13 protein-coding genes are annotated in these 20,350 nt (G+C 54.6%); 3 read left to right on the forward strand and 10 right to left on the reverse strand.

The window, feature by feature from the left end:
- Positions 1 to 2: 2 nt before the first annotated feature.
- Positions 3 to 3,341: a PVC-type heme-binding CxxCH protein gene (locus Q31a_RS11730; protein ID WP_145077761.1), complete on the reverse strand. Its 3,339-nt coding sequence runs from the start codon at positions 3,339 to 3,341 to the stop codon at positions 3 to 5.
- A 360-nt stretch (positions 3,342 to 3,701) separates the two neighbouring features.
- Between Q31a_RS11730 and Q31a_RS11735 the strand changes: the two genes are divergently transcribed.
- Positions 3,702 to 5,639, forward strand: coding sequence for a sulfatase-like hydrolase/transferase (locus Q31a_RS11735; protein ID WP_231691163.1), 1,938 nt, complete (start codon positions 3,702 to 3,704; stop codon positions 5,637 to 5,639).
- A gap of 89 nt (positions 5,640 to 5,728) precedes the next feature.
- Here Q31a_RS11735 and Q31a_RS11740 read toward each other — a convergent pair whose 3' ends face one another.
- From Q31a_RS11740 to Q31a_RS11760, 5 genes are all read right to left on the reverse strand, one after another.
- Positions 5,729 to 7,831: a methyl-accepting chemotaxis protein gene (locus Q31a_RS11740; RefSeq protein WP_145077763.1), complete on the reverse strand. Its 2,103-nt coding sequence runs from the start codon at positions 7,829 to 7,831 to the stop codon at positions 5,729 to 5,731.
- Positions 7,832 to 8,566: 735 nt separating this feature from the next.
- Positions 8,567 to 10,750 carry a DUF1553 domain-containing protein gene (locus Q31a_RS11745; RefSeq protein ID WP_145077765.1) on the reverse strand — a complete coding sequence of 728 codons (2,184 nt, stop codon included), beginning with the start codon at positions 10,748 to 10,750 and terminating at the stop codon, positions 8,567 to 8,569.
- An 88-nt stretch (positions 10,751 to 10,838) separates the two neighbouring features.
- Positions 10,839 to 11,354: an RNA polymerase sigma factor gene (locus Q31a_RS11750; RefSeq protein WP_145077767.1), complete on the reverse strand. Its 516-nt coding sequence runs from the start codon at positions 11,352 to 11,354 to the stop codon at positions 10,839 to 10,841.
- A 6-nt stretch (positions 11,355 to 11,360) separates the two neighbouring features.
- A complete protein-coding gene (locus tag Q31a_RS11755) occupies positions 11,361 to 12,641 on the reverse strand; it encodes a DUF1501 domain-containing protein (RefSeq protein ID WP_231691164.1) in 1,281 nt (426 codons plus the stop codon).
- A gap of 95 nt (positions 12,642 to 12,736) precedes the next feature.
- Complete coding sequence (locus tag Q31a_RS11760; protein ID WP_145087169.1) at positions 12,737 to 14,344, reverse strand: DUF1549 domain-containing protein; 1,608 nt, start codon at positions 14,342 to 14,344, stop codon at positions 12,737 to 12,739.
- A gap of 585 nt (positions 14,345 to 14,929) precedes the next feature.
- Here Q31a_RS11760 and Q31a_RS11765 point away from each other — a divergent pair.
- The gene (locus Q31a_RS11765) at positions 14,930 to 15,856 is read left to right on the forward strand and encodes an alpha/beta hydrolase (RefSeq protein ID WP_197356727.1); all 927 of its coding nucleotides are present in this window, start codon (positions 14,930 to 14,932) and stop codon (positions 15,854 to 15,856) included.
- A gap of 148 nt (positions 15,857 to 16,004) precedes the next feature.
- On the opposite strand, the gene tsf is transcribed toward Q31a_RS11765, so the two are convergent.
- The 3 genes from tsf to Q31a_RS11780 form a co-directional block, all read right to left on the reverse strand.
- Positions 16,005 to 16,841 carry a translation elongation factor Ts gene (tsf, locus tag Q31a_RS11770; RefSeq protein WP_145077772.1) on the reverse strand — a complete coding sequence of 279 codons (837 nt, stop codon included), beginning with the start codon at positions 16,839 to 16,841 and terminating at the stop codon, positions 16,005 to 16,007.
- 162 nt (positions 16,842 to 17,003) lie between these two features.
- Positions 17,004 to 17,756 (reverse strand): 30S ribosomal protein S2, encoded by a 753-nt coding sequence (gene rpsB / locus Q31a_RS11775; RefSeq protein WP_145077774.1) that lies wholly within the window; start codon positions 17,754 to 17,756, stop codon positions 17,004 to 17,006.
- A gap of 388 nt (positions 17,757 to 18,144) precedes the next feature.
- Entirely contained in the window at positions 18,145 to 18,423 is a 279-nt protein-coding gene (locus Q31a_RS11780; protein WP_145077777.1) for a ferredoxin family protein, read from the reverse strand.
- A 352-nt stretch (positions 18,424 to 18,775) separates the two neighbouring features.
- On the opposite strand from Q31a_RS11780, the gene Q31a_RS11785 reads away from it, so the two are divergent.
- Positions 18,776 to 19,303, forward strand: coding sequence for an RNA polymerase sigma factor (locus tag Q31a_RS11785; RefSeq protein WP_197356729.1), 528 nt, complete (start codon positions 18,776 to 18,778; stop codon positions 19,301 to 19,303).
- Here the strand turns inward: Q31a_RS11785 and Q31a_RS11790 are convergent.
- On the reverse strand, positions 19,300 to 19,812 hold the full coding sequence (locus tag Q31a_RS11790) for a thioredoxin family protein (protein ID WP_197356731.1): 513 nt from the start codon (positions 19,810 to 19,812) through the stop codon (positions 19,300 to 19,302). The two genes, Q31a_RS11785 and Q31a_RS11790, sit on opposite strands and share 4 nt — an antisense overlap.
- Between the last annotated feature and the right edge of the window lie 538 nt (positions 19,813 to 20,350).

Below are 20,350 nucleotides of genomic sequence, written 5' to 3' on the forward strand. Positions count from 1 at the left end.
TCTTAGTCCGACGTCTGCGTTCGCTTGTTGAGAGTTTGTAGGTAAGCCATCACATCTCGGACTTCGAGAGGCGTCAAGATTTCAGCCATGGGAGGCATCAAGGAAATCTTTTGCTCGGCTTGTTCTTCGATCTCCACGGTGGGGATGTCAAGGCTCTGTCCTCGGCTGTCAACGATTGTCGTTGTCGTTGCGTCCGCAGATTGCACGACTCCCTGGACGACTTCCCCTGATTCAAGCAGCAGCATTTGGGTGCGATACTTTTCGTCGATTTCAGACGAGGGGGTCAGAATGCTGCGGAGAAGGTAATCCGCATCGCGGCGTAAGCCTACGTCGGAAAGTGCTGGTCCAATATTGCTACCAGTGCGGCCCGTCCGATGGCAGCGACTGCACTGCGCCTCCAAATGAGTTTGGAAAAGTCGTTCACCCCGTTGCTGGTTCCCTCCCTCGCGTGCAAAACCAAATTTTGCCAGTCCCTTGTCAGCGAAGGTTGGCTCCGCAGTTGCAAGGATACTGGAGTGTAGCTGTTGTAGGTTGGGATTGGATACATGCCGTTCTAGGCTCTGGACCACATCCAGTTGCAAGCCGCTGGGGAGGGTCTGTTCGAGAAGTTGAGTCCCCAGTTCATGCAGGAAGTCGTCCACCAGTGGCGGCTGCATCTCTGCAAGGAGTGCAATTGCAGCTTGCTTGACTTCCAATTCTGCATTGCCTTTCAACATGGACCGAATGGTGTTGAGAGCGGTGGCAGGAGTGTTTTCGACCAGCAACTGCAAGGCTCGAATTTGCAACTCTGGAATCTCCGTTTCAGCTGCTTCAAGGAGGAGGTCGTTGACTTGTTCTGAGAGTGTTGAGAGTGCGGCCACCCGCGTGTCGGAAGCGATTGCGTCATCCCGAATCAATTGCTGAAGGGCTTGGAGCGGAAGTGCGATCTTCAATCTCCGCGCTGCATCAAGTGCAAGTGTTCGTAGTTGTGGCTCAGACGATTGCGATAGGCTGGCAATCGATCTCTTCAGAAAAATGGGATTGAAGTCGCGATTTTCCGGCGGCAGGTCTCTGCGCCGTCCGTCGACGCGGTCAAGTAGCGGAGGTGTCATCCACTGGGTTAACGCGTCGGCAGCTAAAAGTCGGCCTGCGAGGCTGTTTTCTTCTTGAGTTGCGTACTTGGCGACGCGGTCGGCAGACAACGCGTCTCCGATTCGATAGTTGGCATTAATTGCACGTACTAGAAATGCCATGGATGCGTTCTTGCGATCGTTCAGACTGCTGGCCAAAGGCGGCAGTGCTGCGACAATCGATTCGTCGTCATGGATCGCACGGGCCGCTTCATTGGCCACCCAATCGGATGGATCTTGCAGGAAGCTCGCTACCTGCTCAGAGGCCCGCCGTCTCAGGGCAAGTACACAGCACAGTCGTCGCATCTCAACGGGGTTCTCCTTCTCGGCCACCAAAGCGGTGGCATCGGCACAGCGAGCCAGGGCCGTGACGATCGAATGACGCAGGTTGTGTTGCTCGGCGGTTAGTTGCTCACTCTGGGTAAGCAAGATTGGTACGGCGGTGACAACGGGTTGACGTGCCAACCCTAGCCCAGCCATTACTCGGACCGTCAAATCATCGTCGGACAATAGCTTGATGAAGGGCTCGCCCGACACCTTGTTCAGCTCGCCGTAGGTCTTGGCCGCTTGAGCGCGCACATGCGCATCTTTATCTGCAAACAGCAGGACCAGCGTGTCGCGACAAAACGTGTCGCCTGCACGCGCTAGCTGCCCGAGTCCCCACAGCGCATGGAGCCTCGAAACGGTAGACGCCCCGGTATCGGATGCTTGGCCTGACAATGCATAGGCATCTTGGCGGGCAACGAGTTCGAACTGAGCTTTCATCCGGACACGTTGGTCGGCGTGCCCTAATCGGTCGACCAGCGTCTCTTGGGAATGGTTCTGAAATTTCTCAGCCAGCAGTGATTTTACTTCTCGCCGAATGTCCGAATCCGCAGCGCCGGGAACATCAATGCGAATGACGGATCCCTTTTCGTCCAGAGGGTAGCCTCCATCCCAGTCAGCGCCGTAGAGCCCGCCATCGGGGCCAAAGGCGAGTCCGACGATGGCCGTTCCTGAGCCGAATTGGTGTTCATTAACCATCTTAAAGGTGTCGCCCACCGCTTCCACCTGGAACGCATGCTGAAATCCGTTGGGGGCGCTGGTCATAAAGAAGTAGTCCTGGTACTCCGGCGATAGGGCCGTTCCGGGATTGAACTTAAAACCAGCCGGTCCGTCGACATAATGACTGAGGGGAGGAACGATGTAGGCCGGATGCTGCTCTCCGGGCAAATCCCACAATCGCTCTTCCATCCACGGATTGTAGGCCTCTCCACGGTATTGATAATTGCAGCGCCAACCGGCATCCATCTCTGCAATTATGTTGACGAACCGCTCGCGTTCTTCAGGTTGATCGGAATCATTATCGATCCCGAATATGTTCCCATATTGATCAAAGGCGAATTCTTGGACGTTGCGTAAACCATGCGCAAAGACTTCAAAATCGCTGCCGTCGGGATTGCATCGCAAAACTCCGCCTTGGTTTGGAAAAGCAAAAACCTTTCCCTCCGGTGTCGTCACGTGGATGCCTTTGTCTCCGATCGACCAATAGATCTTTCCATCGGGGCCAACGGTCAAACCGTGCATGTCGTGCCCAGCGTAGGCGACATGCAGTCCGAAACCGTGCGCCAGAGCTTGCCGCTCGTCCGCGACTCCATCTGCATTGTTGTCGGTCAACTTCCATAAGTCGGGGGCAATGGTTGCATAGACTGAGTTTTCGAAAGCAAGCACACCGGCAGCGATCCCAGTCACCTCTGTTTGGAAGTTTTCCGCAAAAGTGGTGATCTCATCCGCCTGGCCATCTTGGTCGGAATCGACCAAGCGATAGATGGCTTCGCTAATGACCGTCAAGTCTCGCCAGTCATGCTCCCCATCACCATTGACATCTTGCACCAATTTCTTCTGCAATTCCTGGTCGCCACCAATCCGCATCACTGAGTGATAGAACTCCTTCTTCTGTTGCACGGTCCTCAGGCCCACATCGGTCGGGATCCAATCTCGATGCTCTCGGATATCAAGGTCTTGGATTTTCCGCCTACGCGTTTGGGTGACGTAGACGCGTCCCACATTATCGACGCTGAGCGCTACGGGGTCCGGTACATTGATTCCACCACTCCACTTCTTAAACTCCAGTACGGGCCGTTCTTGGGCATGCAGTCGAGCAGGCTGGGGATCGACAGCTGTTAGGAAGAGAATTGGAGGAAGAGCTAGTTGGAGTGCGAGCAAACGCAGAAACTTGGAATTACGATGCATGGTGGGCGATCCGAACGAAACGTCAAAATACTTCTAGATGATCAAGCACCACCAGTATAACTCCCCTCGGTTTTGCCTGGGGGGAGATTCTCCACGCCACCTGTCCCATCCACGCCATCTAGTCGTAGAAGTTCTCGGAAAGCTGATGGCAGGCGACCAATCGGGTATCCTAGGCAGTGAGGCGTGTCAGCTTCGATTACGATCGGCAGAATACAGGCTACACGGTTGGGCTGCTCCGAAAGACTCCGCCCAATAGCAACACAATCCCTTGCCGGAGTTGTTTGGCGTAGGAGCGGCATTCGGTCATCTGACTACGCAATCAACCAATACAACACCATCATCAATTGAGGAGCCAAGACCTTGACTCGGTATTATTCCACGACGGAGCGATTTCGAGGGGTGTTGCTTGCAACGAGCATCAGCCTGCTGCAGTGTATAGGGATGCCGATCTGTTGGAGCTCAGAATCGAAGGATGCTACGTCCGCGCAACGTCCCAACATTCTGTGGCTTTCGTGCGAGGATATCAGCCCACACTTGGGGTGCTATGGAGATCCTCATGCCATCACGCCGAACCTAGACCGACTGGCCACCGAAGGGGTACGATTCTCGCATGCGTTCACCACTGCAGGTGTTTGTGCGCCCTGCCGCTCGACCGTGATTACCGGCATGTATCAAAACTCAATTGGTACGCATCATATGCGTTGCAATGCTCAGCTGCCTGAATGGCTCGTGCCGTTTCCGATTCGCTTGCGTGACGCCGGCTACTACTGCACGAACAACCGCAAAACCGACTATCAGTTCAGTCAGCCGACGAGCAAGCAGATCTGGGATGAAAGTAGCGGTGGAGCTCACTGGCAGAACCGACCTGCGGGGCAGCCCTTCTTCGCCGTTTTCAACTTTGATGGTTGTCATGAAAGCGGTATCGCAAATGAAGATAAATACCGAAGGGTCACCCAGCAGCTCGCACCGCAACAGAGACAGGATCCATTTGCTTTTACCAATCTACCTCCCTACTATCCCGATACGCCGATAGTGCGCGAAGATTGGAAACGCAATTACGAATTGATCACGGCCATGGACGCTTGGGCTGGTGAACACATTCAATCCCTTAAAGAGGCGGGGGAATACGAGAATACAATCATCCTTTATTGGTCTGATCATGGGATTGGCCTGCCCCGCGCCAAGCGGTGGTTGTACGACTCTGGGACTCACATTCCACTCATTGTTCGCATTCCTCAGCGATTTCGAGTGGGAGACCAGGGGGCACCCGGTACTGTCAATGACGAATTGGTGAGTTCCGTCGATTTTGCTCCCAATGTGCTGAATTTGGCTGGGCTCGAGATTCCACCAGAGATGCAGGGACGTGCCTTCTTGGGAGAGCACCTGTCACCTCCTCGCCAATACATCCATGGTGCCCGCGATCGCATGGACGAACGCTACGATATCATTCGCAGTGTGCGTACCAAGCAGTATCGTTATGTGCGGAATTTTGAACCGCTTAAACCGTACTACCAATTCATGAATACTCCGGAACAGGGAGCGACCATGAAGGAGATTCGTCGCGTGGAACGGGAGGAGACGTTGTCCGCAGCGGCACGCAACTTTTCGACAGGTAGCAAGCCGGTCGAAGAGCTCTATGATCTGGACACAGATCCTCACGAAATACACAATCTAGCTGGACTCGCTGAATATCGCGAATTGCTGGTCCAATTGCGTCAAGAATGCCTACGTTGGCAGAAGGACGTGGGGGACCTGGGGCTGATTCCTGAAGCGGAGATCGCATTGCGTCAAGAGCAGGCTGGCTCGACGTACGCAATTCTGCACGGAGAGAATTCTGCCGAGAAGGTTACGAGGCTCGTTGATATTGCGGCCCGCGCCTCGGATGGAGAGGCCGCACTGCCTGACTTGCTCGTCGCCCTGGATAGTCCCGATTCGGCCGTTCGTTATTGGGGGGCCACTGGGGTGGGAAATATTGGGGCCGCGGCTGCAGCCAGTAGCGTAGAATTGCAACCATTGTTATCCGACGAGTCTCCCAGCGTTCGTATTGCCGCAGCGCGAGCCTTGTGCCGAATGGGAAAACTGCAACCCGGGCTTGATCAGCTTGAAGCAGAGTTGCAAAGCCCCTTTGAATGGGGACGTTTGGCTGCGGCGATCGTACTGGATGAGCTCGATGAGCTGGCCCGACCTGCCTTGTCGGCACTGCAAAACGCCAAGCGGAATCAACCCAACAAATATATTGTTCGCGTTGCCAATAAGGCGGTCAATGATCTATTGCAAACGCAGGACGAAGTTCCCTAGTCTCAGGCCATGCACTGGGCGCCAAGCATCGTGGGGGCGCGCACTATAGTGGGTTCGCGAAGTATCTTGAGGTGAGGGAGGGAATGGCCCTAGTCGTTGAATTGACTTACCAACGTTTTCAAGTTTGCTGAGAGCCGCGTCAGCCGTTCCCCGACGTGACGATATTGCTCAGCGCCCGTGGCTGTATCGTGCGCAATGCGATTGACTTGCATCACGCTGCGGGTAATTTCCGCACTAACGGTGCTAGTTTCGCGAGCTGCGTTGGCGGCTATTTCAACCGTTTGCGATGTCTCAGACACAAAATGGCGGATCGCATCCGTTGAGCTACTCTGCTCCTGGATTGCGGAAGAAATCGATTCGACAATGCCACTGACGTTATCGACGACTAACCGGATTTGCTCAATGCTCCCGATGGCTGATTTGGTGGTCGTTTGAATGCTTTGGACCTTGCTGCGGATCTCATCCGAGGCGAGAGCCGTTTGTTGTGCCAGTGTTTTCACTTCTGCTGCAACGACAGAGAATCCCTTACCCGCATCCCCCGCACGTGCCGCTTCGATGGTTGCGTTCAATGCCAGCAGATTGGTTTGAGCAGCAATCTCCTGAATCACTTCGAGGATTCTGGCAATGTCGGCAGCCGAATTGTCAAGTTCCGAGACACTCTGACTACTATCTCCGACGATGCGCCGCGCGTTGGCAACTGTTTCCGCAGAGTTTTCCGAATCATTGACGATGCGACGGATGGTGCTGCCCATATCGCTCAGTTTTGAGACGATCGCACGCATGTTTTCTGCGATGCTGTCGGCAGAGTGCGAGACAGAGCGAATGCTGCCAGACATTTGCTCGCTAGCTGCGGCAACCGTTGTGGACTGGCTGGTTGTGGTGGCCGCCCCGCTGGTCACTTGCTCACTAGCAACCGCAAGATCGCAAGCCGTTCCAGAAATCTCTATGGCAGTCGTTCCGATCTCTTGAACGAGGTTGAAGAGTTGGTCAGCAAAAGCATTGAACGCACGTGCGGCATCCCCCAGTTCATCCTGGCGATCTTCGGGTAAACGCGTTCGCAGTTCCCCCTTGCCGACCGCCATCGCTTGCAACCGGTGACTCATCTCTTGGACACCATGAGTCAGGGTTCGCGTACAAACAACACTGCTTGTGATGCCCACCAACAGGCCAAGGATGCCTACGACGACAACCCATCGCAAACTAGCCGCAATGTCTTCCTTTGCCTTGGCGGAATAGTCGTCCACGATGGCTTCCGCTAAAACACTTAAGGATTGGACGCGAGCAAGCAACTGTTTGGCATCGGTGCTGAACTGTAGCACCGCATCGTTCAAGGCTAAGTGGGTTTCAATGTAGAGATCTCGAGCATTACGAAAGCGATGGGTTAGCTCCATGTATTCAGTGAGAATCGGTTGTGTCTGCGTCGCTGGAGAGTCCTCGACGGCTCCAACCGGCAACTCATATCGACCGCTGTTCACCATGAGTTCAGTGGCTTGGTCCTGCATTGCGTCCGCTGCGATCAGTTGCTTTCGCTGAATGTCAGGCTCGAGAGAATCGACGATCAATTGCGTAGCTCGAATTTGATTCAAGTAGCCAATCCGCGACTCCATCGCGCCGTCGGCTCCCTGCCATCGTTTTTCAATGCCAGTGTTCCAAGATAGCGCAAGCTCGGGCTCCAGTGCTAGATCTTCAAGCATGCCATCGCCAATTTCTTTGATGCGATGACTGAAACGGTTCATTGCATCGGCTAGCTGACGAAAGTTGTTTTTCCGTTCATCGCATTTGGAATTCAGACTAAGTAGTCGGGTTTGCGAACGTTGATAGCTTTGATGGAGCTGAGATATTTCATGGAGCAAGTTCGCATCATGGAAGCGAGCCTGCACGACCTTAGCAAGTTCCCTTTCGGCAGCGGCATCAAAGGCTCTAATGCGTTGCTCAATCTTGGCTGTGCTGCGATCTGAGAGTAACTGATTTGCTGCAATGATTTGCGACTGCATGCTGATCTGCGACTGCATCGCACTGTGTGCTGAATCCCATACAGGGCCGCTCAGGTGATGCAGTTTGCTACCTACACTCACGGCAGTAGTCAGCGCGCAGCAGGTTGCTACAAATCCCGATATCGCGACTACACCGAAGCCGATGCCCAATTTCAGAGAAATTTTGCGTGCAACGAGTTTGAATAGAGATTGAAACATCGAATTGCTCAGTAGCTTGGGAGTTGAAGGGAAGCTTAGGTGTTGAAGGAAGATTTGAATTGTTGGCTGAAATAGGACTGCGTTGCAGTGCAGCGATGTAGAAGCAGACAGCACTGTACGCAGTAGGGGCGTTCCATGAAGGGACCGCCCGTTTTCTGTTTGGAATCTTGCAAGACGGTCCGATTTCTCGACTCAATATCTTGCGCAGTTGAGAGATCGCTCCGGTACTTTCTAAGTGGACTGGTATTCGTTTCCCTCGACGAAGGAATCGAATCTTTCCAACCTCTTAGCTGCACGGCGTTTGCCGTTTGCCGCATGTGCGCAGCGGCGTACGGGTACGCGCCGCGTCTTGACGTACTGAATCGTCGAAATCTGCCCCTAGATCCTCACATCCCCCACATCCAGAGAGGTGGTGAGACCATCCAATTCGTATACGTATTCTTAGGATACGCTTGGGCCCGCAGGCACCGGTTTCCCCGTGTCTGCGTACTAATCCCCCGATTGATGGGCAAACTTATAGCGATTGCAGCGATCTTAGGCTGCAGGGAGCACGCGTGAGGCCAACCGAGCAGAGCTGTTCCGATAAATCGGCGAGCAAAGCGCTGCTGCGGAACGACAGTGCGGAACGATGCGGAATGACAGTGCAGAACAATGTGGGAGCCTAGAGGCTCAACCAGCAAGGGGGCAGAAGGGCGCGCGGAACGCGACTGCAAAGTCGACTGGCGGGGCTGTCGGCTAGTTGCCCCTGGCGGAGTCAACTGCCCACAACAAATCGAGCAGGGCTGCTTCAGCATTCCCGGAATGCTCTTGTAGCAACCGGTTGGCGAGTTGTCTCACTTGCTCATTCGCGGAGTAATCGAGGTTCAAACCGACGATGTGTTCAACGCGTTGTTCCCAGCTAAGACGCTGCGAGGACAACAGCTTCTGAATATACTCCAACTCACGAGGAGTTGGACGATTGCTAGATATGGCAAAGTCAATCGGTGGCATGACGGAGGCTCCAGCACTGCTGCCCTGGGATTGCTCCGGTGCGTTCTTGTTATTCTTGGAGTTCTTCTTGTCGGTGGCTGGGGAGGGGCCAAACTGGGCCAATGCACTTCGGTCTTGCTGCGCATGTCCTCCGCGCCACTGCAATGCGATTGTCAACGTCTCCTCTAGGTTGCGAGGCGCAGGGGAAGCAGCGGGAGCCGCTGCAAACACGAGTTCAGCGAGCTTAAGTTTCTCCAGTTCTGCCTCGCTCGCATCCAACCATTCCAACTGACTCAGTTCGGTAGGCGAGCGCGCAAAAACTTGGCTTGCAGCGATCCACCCCAATAGCTCAGTGAGGTCGCGATTGTGAGCGCGATACTGACCGGCCAGCGTGCTCAGGAGAGCTTGCCGCGTCTCTAAGCCAACCACTTCCACATCGCGAACCTGGGGAACGAGTGGCCTTCCGGTCAAGATTTCCCAAGCACTGTTGACTGTTGCTTGGTCCATGTAGGGGGACTTGGCCACCCACTCTGCAAGCGCCTTGCGGGGCAGTTGATTCTGCGGTGTGCGCCACTGGGTGCCATCGGGCAAAGCTGCTTCGGCCGACCGCAGGTGTCCATCGAGGAGGTCATAGAAGACTTTGGGAGATTGGTCCGCAAACAGCGTTGATTGGTTATCGACAACATCACGATTGCGCCGTCTCGCACCCTCGGTTTCAATGCCGTTGAACATCGCCAGTAGCGACCAGTAGCTTTCTTGTTGTACCAGCTCCGAATTCGGCTCCTTCCCGAGTCGCGGGTCGTGGCAGCGAACACAGCCGAGGTTGGTATTCAAGAAATGCTTGCCAATCCGTTGGGTGAGGCGGTGATTGCCCCCACCGGCAAATGACTTTACGAAAGCATACGAGCTCGAGTCTTCTTCCAATTCTTGGCCGAAAAGATCCACAACGACCCCGTTCCAGGGTTGATGACCGGTGATGCGGCCAACCATTTGTTGTTCCAATGCAGCCACCGAGGGAGACTCGAAATTCGCCGGACTACTTGAGAACCAGCGACGGATCCAACGCTCCGCCAAGAGTTCTGCCAGCGGTGGACGGGCAAGCGTTTGGGCTAACCACGTCTCAGGGGTGTTTGAATCCTTCTCGGTAGGCAAGGTGCTCGCCACCGAATTGATCAACGCTTCGTCAGCTCCCAATGCTGAGAAGAACTTGGTGAACAATTGCCGGTCGTGAAGACGCTCCCGCGGGGTAACTCCTAGTTCTTGCCACAATCCCTCGAATCGGGAATCGATATGAGCTACGATCTGGGATGTTGGTAGGGGTGTTACGCGCAGATCTTCCTTCGCGGCATTCTCACTGCTTTTCGCTACGAGCGGCGCTGGCTGTTGAAACGGAAGGTCGTCGATATCGATTGCTTCCCCGGGAGTTGTGGGGAGATCTGACGCAGCCTGGGCTTGGGAGTTGTCGGCCACTTGAGGAGTTGTGTCCGCCTGCTTCTTCGGCGACAAGGCGGCTCCGTCTACAGCGACTTGCTGTGGTGCAGCGTTGGGAGGAAATCCATCAGGACCAAGAATTTTCCAGCCCATAAACGCGAGCAGGCCAGTGGCGGTGAGCGCAAGGCACGAACCAAAAATGCGATTTCTTTCGAGGCGTTTTCGTTTGAGGTCTTTGCGATGTTGCACCGTTGATTTACCCGACTGTGTGCGGGAGTTGGTGCTAGACTCCAGAACTTCACCAACAGCGGCGGCCATGCCTGGGCGGACGGGGCGCGAGGCAACCAATTCGGGCAGGGGAGCGGCTGAGGAGTTGTTGCGCAGCGCCGCCTGCTCGGCCAACCACGCATTTCGAATACGCTCGGTGAGGTCGGGTGGATGTTGCTCGGTGAGCATCTCTTCGAGAAATGCGTCGAGGATCTTCTCGTTGAGGCCTGCTTGGCCAGTTTCTTCGTTCATTGCTTTATTTCGTCGATATTGAAAATCTACCTGGACGAGCAGGATATTCTCAGTTTTGCAAGTTAGGGTCCCAGCTCAGGGGACGGAACTACTGCAGCTTCACTTCAACGCATTCTTTCAATTGCATTTTGGCTCGTTGCATCAAATTCTTGGCGCCGTGCTCACTAATGTTCAACGCTTCCGCGATCGCCTGTCGTGTCTCGTCACTACTGAACCGCATTTTGAGCGCCTGCTGTGCGCGATGGGTGAGGCGTGAAAAACACTCCAGTAGTGCGTCCAAGGCATGCTCTCCACTATCGAAGCCTGCCCACCGCATCCATGCGTTCTCCATCTGCTCAACCTGATCGGTGACGGTCATGCGTCCATCGCGACGCCTGCGCGTGATGAAAAGGTTGTGCGCTACACGACGGAGGTAACTCGCCGTAGCGGCGTCGCTGAATTGCTTGAGTGGTCGCCGCATAATTTCCAAAAACGTATCCTGCGTTAGATCATCTGCCAGGGCAGCTTCTGCTCCCAAGGCGCGCAGGTACCTCCACACCGTCGTTTGATGGCGTTGGACCAATTCTGTCAACTCTAACTCAGTGTCGCTCTCGTTAACTTGCATAGCCTTCTAGGATACCAGTTCTCGTATGATCTTGCCGCCGTTCGCGATTTTCATGGGCCGGCCACTCTTGCTTTGGTAAGTCGTTTCCATCGAGATGCCTAGCGACTTGCAGACCGTGGCCATCAAATCTTCTGCGGAATAGGGTTCGCTGACTACCCGTCGTCCCTCGGCATCGGTTTCACCGATAGCAAGTCCGCCAGGCATGCCTGCTCCCCCCACCACGACGCTCCAAGAGCGTGCCCAGTGATCGCGACCAGCGTCTCCGTTAATGGTGGGGGTTCTACCAAACTCCCCCATCCAAATGATTGCGGTATCCTGCAGCAATTCACGTTGGCTGAGGTCCTCGACCAGTGCACTCATGGCTTGGTCCATGACAGGCAGACGCTGGTCCTTGAGTGTGGCGTGGATACCTTGGTGATTGTCCCAGCCTCCGAGATCTACCTCGATAAACGGAACGCCGACCTCGACCAAGCGGCGAGCCATCAAGCAGCCGCGGCCGAACGCGGTATCCCCATATCGCTCTTTCACTGCCTCCGGCTCTTGGGCTACCTCGAAAGCGGCCATCTGTTCACTGGTCATCAGTTCGACAGTCTTGTGCAGGATCTTCCTGTGATCTTCGGCCGCCGCACCGCGACGCTGTGCAACGAAATTGCTCTCGAGGAACTCAAGTGCTCTGATGCGTTGCATCATGCGTTGATCTTGCAGTCCCATTTCCAGATTGCGGATGCGCCCGTCGCTACTGACCGAGAATGGGGCCCAGCCCATCCCCAGGAACCCTGGACCTTCGCTAGCCCCTCCGACTGAAATGAACGGTGGGATCTGCAGCGAGTTTCGCTGCTGGGCCATCAATTCGTGCGCGACAACCGCTCCGTAACTCGGGTGTTCGATGTTGGGATTAGGGACGAAGCCGGTGTGCATGTAATAGCGGCCCCGATCGTGGTCAGCTTCGCGTGTATTCATCGAACGCACGACCGACAAGTGCTTCATCTGCTGGGCAATCAGCGGCAGATGCTCGCAGATTTGCACGTCGCCTGTTGTGCTGATGGGACGAAAGGGACCGCCGGTGGCAGCGTCAGGCTTCATGTCCCATAGATCAATCGTAGAAGGTCCACCTCCCATCCACAGCAGGATGGCCGACTTGCGCGATTTACGCAATTCCTCTGCATGCAGTCGCAAAGAGTTGCCCATTGCCAGCGAGGCCCCGAGCAGGGTTGAAGCGCCCATCGCATGCTGCATGAAATGTCGGCGATTCATGCCGAGCGGAGTTTGGCTATTGGACCACAGCATCGTATTGACTCTCCATGTATGAATTAGCCTCAAAGCGATAGCTTGTTCAAAGCTGAGCATGGGAGGCGAACCGCCCGCTCTCAGTCTGTGCCGCGCTACTGGACTAAAATAAACTCATTGCTATTCAAAATTGCCCACCATAAGTCCTGCAACGCTTCTTCGACGCGTCCCTTGCGAGCTTGCAGCAGTTGCGCCGCAACCTTCAACTCTCCAGCGGTGGCCGGTCTCGCCAGCCCAGCGATGAACAAGGAGCTCACCTTGTCCGGCATACGACTGGGCGACTGAGCCAATTTGCCGAGCCATGATCCCGATTCAATGGAGGTCGCTCTTTTGACTAAATCGCCGTTGAACATCATCAAGGCTTGAGGGATGGAGCCGTTAAAGGTGGTCGCCTCATCTCCTTCGTCCGTACCGAACGCTACCACAAACTGATTTAGCCAGCGATCTCGTTCCACTTGCTGCTGCTCGAGCGACCCTCGCGCCTCGCCTCCTACTTGGATTAGCGATTGGTAAAGCTGTTCTGCACTCATCTGTCGCAAATAAAAGTGACTAAATTGTGGAGGCTCCCCCATTGCAGGGTCATCCGCTTCGTTGCCACTCGTGATTTTGGTGGAGAGTTGGTAGGGCCGGCTGAGCACAATCCATTTCATCAAGGCACGCATATCGTAGCTCGACTTGCGAAACTCTTGCCCCAAGGTCTCGAGCAATTCAGGGTGGGAGGCCACCGTATGGGGCCCTAAATCGTCGAGAGGTTTGGAAAAGCCGTATCCCAAAAAGTGAGACCACATGCGATTGACGATCATCTTGTCGAGATATTGGCTACTGACAATCATCTTGCCCAACTCGGTGCGGCGATTGACTTCGGATACGTAGCCACTCTTCTCGATTTCGGTACCGTCAATGAATACTGGAAAGGCAACGCGTGTTAGCCCGTTTCGCTCTTCAAAATAAATCTCAGCCTGCGCGGGAACGCCGCTTTCACCGGCAAAGTCTTGATCGACCAATTCGACAAAATCCACGTCGCGCGTGCCCGGGCTGAAGCGGCGTAACGCCCGAGTCTGCCGAAAGAAGGCATTGAACTCCCAGAATTTTTGCTGTTTCCATTGGTTGAAGGGATGGTTGTGGCATTGAGTGCACTGCACTTGCTGACCTAGAAAAACACGCGATGTCGACGAGGTTGCGAGCGTGGCGTCTTCATTGTTGACCTTGTCTGCCAGGAAATTCACCGCGCCATTGAAACCCTCTGTCCCCGGCTTGGTAGTGCCGGTAGCTGTAACCAGTTCATACACCATGCGGTTGTAGGGGCGGTTGGTCGCAAAGCAGTCACGCAGGTACTTGGCCATCCCTTCTCGGCTGGTGAAAGAGTTCCGCGCCGTGCCGCCACTGCGGCCTATCAGAATATTGCTCCAGACCGACGACCAGTGATTGGCAAACTCCTCCGTGTAACGGCTATCTTCAAGCAACAGGTTGACCAGCTTCTCGCGTTTGTCTCCATCGCGGTCACGCATGAACTGCAACAGTTCCTCGTAGGATGGGATGCGTCCAACGAGATCGAGGTAGACTCGCCGACACCACTTACCATCCTCTTCCTGTTCAGCTGGCGTGAGCTCGTATGCGCGCCATTGCTGCTCGATGGCCTGATTGATCAATTGGACCTGTGGCAGAGTCACTTCGGTGGGCTTGCTGGCCAGAGCCGGGGCCATTGGGAAGAACCCCAGGAGTCCAATTGCTGCGGTGATCGAAGCAGCACAATATGTCAGCCATTGAACTCGCCTAAGCATCGACGATTTTCCTGTAAGTTTGCGTTGCAAGGATCACCAGTAGGGAAAACGTGCTGATCGGCTTCCCTTCCTAAGAGGAATCGTGGGATTGGGTGTGTCACGAAACCCGTGAAGTGAGGGCATGCGAGCGAAACTCTCGCCTCCCGCCACAGGACTATTAGATAAGCGTTTAAAGGAGTTCAAGTGTACTCAATAAAGTTCGAGGGCGAGTAGCTCGAGTGGGGTGTATGTGGGTGGCGGCTCCCAGCAATGGAGCTATCCAGGAGGTGTTGTAGCGATTGAAGCGGACTTCACGGGCACCGAGGGAGACTTCGCCTAGGTTTTTGGGGCTGCTACAATCTCAAGCAGGCCTGCACTTTACCGCTGCAAAATTTTCCCCGCTCCTGTTTTCCGCCAGCACCGGTCTAGGGCAGGCACTTGCCGCATCCACTTTCTGGGGATATCCATTCCTTGGAGATGCCGTGCCCACGCTACTGCAACATCACCTATCACAAGCGATCTCAAGTTATGACGCTCCACCCCCAAGCCGCGCAGTTCCTGAAAGAGATCGAGGAGAAGGCTCCGCCCGCTTGGAGCGATATGCCACTCGAAGAGGCGCGGCTTGGCTACAGCAACATGCTGCCCTATTTCGGCCAGCCCCAAGCGATGCATGAAGTGCAAACGGTGCAATGGACCGAGCACGCGCGAGCTAGGGTCTATCGGCCCAGCGACCGTCGGCCACTTCCGGTCATCGTCTATTTTCATGGCGGCGGCTGGGTGCTCGGAGACATCGACACCCATGATGCACTCTGCCGCCGGCTTGCCAACGAGACGCAATCGTGCGTGGTCTCGGTGGACTATCGGCTGGCCCCCGAGGCGGCCTATCCACACCCGTTTGATGACTGCTTTGCGGCCACGATTCGAGCCGCCGAACGGGCTGAGGAATTCGGTTTTGATCCGCAACGCATCATCGTGGCTGGTGATAGCGCTGGCGGGAATTTGGCAGCTGCTGTTGCAATTCGAGCTCGCGATTCGGCGGGGCCAAAATTGCACGCACAAGTCTTGATCTATCCGGTTGTCTCTCCCGCTGCCGACACCAAGTCGTACGAAGAATTCGCCACTGGATTTGGGCTAACACGGCAGGCGATGAAATGGTTTTGGGAGCAGTACCTGGGAGAGAGTGCCCATGCTGATTTGCAGACGACGAAGCCCTATGCCTCTCTGCTGGGCCACGAACTAGCGGGGCTTCCCCCAACCCTTATCCTGACGGCTGAGTACGATGTGTTGCGGGACGAGGGGGAGGCTTTCGCTGCTAGCTTGGCCAGCGCCAACGTTCGCGGGCGATCTAAGCGCTACCCGGGTATGCTCCATGCCTTCCTGCATTTGTCGAGCTTGTTTGATAGTGCCGAGACCGCCTTTGCCGATATCACCGATTTCCTCCGCTCACTAGATTGACCCCTGCCCCCATTCCAGGAGTCCTCCGAACAGTGTGCACTCTTGGCCCTCGGTACCGGGCACTATCGGCTGGGGCATGGCAATAAAAAAGCCCACGGAAACTAGTCGTTTCCGTGGGCTTGCGTTCAAATTGCTTTTGCCGAGCTATTTAGCTTTGGCCCAAAACGTAGGAGACGAACTTCTTGATCTCCATGCCGTTGCCCTTGGCGAACTGGCCCACGGACTGCTTGTCATCCTTAACAAACGGTTGCTCTAGAAGTACTCGCTCTGCGAAGAATTGACGCAATCGGCCTTCGACCATTTTGTCGACAATACCTTCGGGCTTGCCTTCTTGAAGCGCGGCAGCACGCAGGATCTCACGCTCTTTCTCGATGGTGGCCTTGTCGAGTTCTTCAGTACTCAACGCTTCGGGACGCATGGCAGCAATGTGCATGGCAACGTCCTTGGCGGTCTCGTCCGAACCACCGGCAACTTGGATCAATACGCCGGCCACGGTACCGCTGTTATGGCAGTAGCCGCCGCAGGAGCCGGATAGTTTGCTCATGCGTCCGACATCGAACTTTTCGCGAATTCGATTGAACAGTTCCGCCTTTTGCTCACCCAGGGTCATCTCGGGCTTGCTTGGGGAAGGAAGGGCGAGCAACTCGTCTGCCGACGTGATCTCTTGGTCGGTGTCAGCCAAGCCCTTCGCCAAATCGTCTGCTAAACGAATGAACTCTTCGTTTTGGGTGACCGGCGCGCTCTCGCACTTCAATTCGACGATTGCACCAACTGCTTTGTCCAACCCACAATAGAGGCCAAAGCGACCAAAGGCCGTTTCGCGATCGGAGCGCTTGTCGCCAAGCTTTTCGCCCCGCTTCCGCAAGATGTCGTAGGCCTTCTCTTCGTCTCCGCCCGCTTCAGTTAAGGCCGACTTGCATTCCATCAAGGGCAAGCCGGTACGCTCGCGGAAGGATTTAACTTTGGCTGCAGTAATATCTGCCATTCGAAACGTCTCCAACTACTGGAATTAATAGATCACGCCGCGCCAAGCCACCAAGATCGCAATGGCGAAAGTGGGGCGCACTCGCGTTTGGGTGTTACGATACAAGACCACGTTCGAACGACGCGGGTTCGAAACGTGGGGAATAGTGATTGCCTATCGGGCTTAAGCTTCGACCTTTTCGGCCTCTTCGGAAGACATCTCTGGAGTGTCACCCTTCTTGCTTAGCTCAGGGTTCTCGGCTTTACCAGCAAGTACGGCGTCGGCAAGCTGGCCGAGAATCAGCTCAATCGAACGGATTCCGTCGTCGTTACCTGGAATCGGCAGATCTACGGAATCTGGATCCGAGTCGGTATCGATCAAAGCCAAGGTGGTGATGCCCAATCGCTTGGCTTCGCGAATCGCATTGCGTTCCTTGGTAGGGTCGACGATTACCAAGCATTCTGGCAAGCGATTCATGCTCCGCAAACCATTCAGGTTGCGATAGATCTTGCGGTATTCTCGATTCAATGCAGATTGCATTTTCTTCGAATAGGTATTGATTTCATCCGAGCCTCGGATTTTTTCGAGCTCTTCGAGGCGGGTCAGACGATTGCGAATGGTGCGGAAGTTGGTAAGTGCTCCACCCAACCAGCGCTCCGATACAAAGGGCATGCCGCAGCGTTCCGCTTGCTCTTGCACGGTATCGGTGGCTTGACGCTTGGTACCAACGAACAGAATCAAGCTACCGCCGGCAGCAACCTGGTTGAGGTACTTCTTGGCTCGCATCAGCCCGCGAAGTGTTTCACGGATATCGAGAATGTGAATGGAGTTCTTTTTGCCGTAAATATACGGCTTCATCTTGGGGTTCCACCGACTAACTCGGTGACCATAGTGAACGCCCGCTTCAATCAGCTTCTTGACAAATTCGCTTTCCATCGTCTTCCAATCTTCCCTTTTCTTTGTCTGAATTGCCATGCATTCGCAATTGGACGACCAGCTCGAACCGAGCTTCCATCCAACTTACGTGATTACACAGGCTCCACTAGCAAGCCTTCGGCAGTCGCACACAGACAGACACAAATTCACTAAATAGACTACCCCCAAACATTAGGGGCAGAGACAGCCCGCTAAGATAACGCCGCGGTTCGTTTTCCGCAACGCGTTATTCTGGTTCGTTCGTCGGATAATGGTTGAACGCAGCGTGCATACCTGCCTCAACGCCTTCCCGCATCCCTTCTCGCCTCAATTGTGGTTTCCCAACAAAAAACGGCGTTGCTCCTGAGGAGCAAAACGCCGTTGCTGATCACCAAATTGGAGGACTACCTTAATCTTCGGCTAATGGAGTCTTTTTCTCTGTGATTACTTCACAGGTCTCCGACTTTTCTGCATTAAGCTGTAGGTAATCTTTCCACTCTTCTGGCAGGTTGTCCTCGTGGAAAATGGCTTCTACCGGACATTCGGGGACGCAAGCCTCGCAATCGATGCACTCTTCTGGGTGGATGTAGAGCATCTTCTCACCCTCGTAAAAACATTCGACTGGGCAAACTACTACGCAATCGGTATATCGGCATCCGTCGCAGGGTTGAGCAACTACGTGAGTCATTTCGGTGAAACCTTTCTAGCTTCTGAGATTGCCACCAGTATTTAATAAACTGCGGTCCTAGGAAAAGAAACCTTGTCCCTTTAGACCGAATATCGAACAGAAAATCAACTTTGTGAACTTAGATTCCGTAACATTGCTGAGGAATTATTTCGTGATCCTAAGTCTCCCATCTTAGCATGTCAAGCTAACTGCTTGCTAGGTAAGAAGATAAAGCTTGTTTGAGAGGGCTCGTAAGCCTTGCTTGTGGGATTCACACGACCTAATATGGAAATGCCTAAAGGGATTTTCGAGGCGAACCAACTAGCTTTTCCATTCGAGTGCGCACGTGGTCCTGTCCGATCTAGATCGAAGCTTGATATCTGAATGCCTCAACCAAACTGAGGGGGCTTGGGAAGAGTTTATTGAGCGGTATATCCACTTGATCACTCATGTTGTCAATTCTTCAGCCAAGTTGAGATGTACCGAGCTATCTGAACAGGCTCGCGACGATGTGGTGGCTGAGGTCTTGCTCAGTTTCGTCGACAACGATTATGCGGTGCTGAGACGATTCCAAGGGAACAGCTCGCTTGGGACGTATTTGGTGGTCGTCGCGCGGCGGATTGCAACTCGCAAACTGTCCCAAGTTCGACGAACGACTGCCCTTCCTTCGGACGCATTACCCGAGGCGGTTGAGCAGACAAATGACTCGTTGGGGTTGGACGACGTGGATGAGGTGCGGAGCCTGTTGGGACAATTGCCCGAAGGGGAGGCGACCGCAATCCGAATGTTCCATTTAGAACATCGCAACTATGGAGAAATTGGCACTCAGATGGGCATTCCCGAAAATAGCGTTGGCCCACTTCTTTCTCAAGCTCGCAAACGCATGCGGGACATGCGCTAGCGGACGACCGAACCTGTGCCGGCCGCCATCCTCGCCCGCTGAGCGGCTTGAAGGAATTTCGGTGCCTCAACATAACCATCGATTCGGTCCAGAAAACGCTGCTGCGACGAAAAGATAAGTGTGGCGGGATAACCTTGGATTTGCAATGCTTCGATGGCTTCTGGATTTTCCTCGCGCGTGAGCTTTAGAGGGATGAAATCACGCATGATCGCCGCTGCCGTTTCGGGATCTTCCCAGACGTTGCGCTGCATTAAATCGCAGTAATGACAGCTCTTAGAACGGACATAGATAAGGATTGGCTTACCTGTCTTTGCGCTCTCACCGGCAGCTTCTTGAGCGGAACGCAACCAAGTAACCTGCTCTACGGTGGTAGGCTTCGAGCTGAGCAGGCCCTTGACTTTCTCAAACACGGCTTGCTGGGCATTCGCGGTCTCGGAGTCGAAGGACGATATGCAAAGGGCAACGACAACGATGGGGATCGCACTGTAACGCATTGGTAGATTATCCATTTCACCAGGCAACGATTGGTCAGTTTGGGCGCACTTCGTGGATTGAGGATAGGTGCTGTCAGGCAACGTTTCGTTCCCCCGGAATCGGAGGACGTGTTGCATTTCGCCCGCAGTCATCCACAGCGTGGTGTGCCCTAAAGCCAGGGACCAAGAAATCCGTTTTCTTGGACTCATATTCTCAATGGCCTACGCTACCCTCTAGCAAAATTGCGAAGCTCCACGCCAGGGCAGTGTCGCCATTACTGCAACGAACGCAGCGTTCAAGCCTGTACGCTGTCCTCTGACTGAAGTGCTCTTTCTCCCCAGTACCGAGGGCTGAAGCGCTAGGCTGAAGTGCTATGTCTCCATGCTGCAGAGAGTCTGAGAGTGCTAAGAGTCTGGGAGTGCTATGTTCCCAAGATGCCAATGGCAGCGGTAGAGCTCTGCCCCGTGCGGAAACGCTCTGTCCCCATGGATCTGCGCGGCAACCACAGGGCAGCAGGGGACTGTCCCCAAGCGACAGGGGGCTGTCCCCAGACGGACCCCCGCCCTTCACCTT

This window comes from Aureliella helgolandensis (genome assembly GCF_007752135.1).
In the GTDB taxonomy this organism is placed as follows: Bacteria; Planctomycetota; Planctomycetia; order Pirellulales; family Pirellulaceae; genus Aureliella; species Aureliella helgolandensis.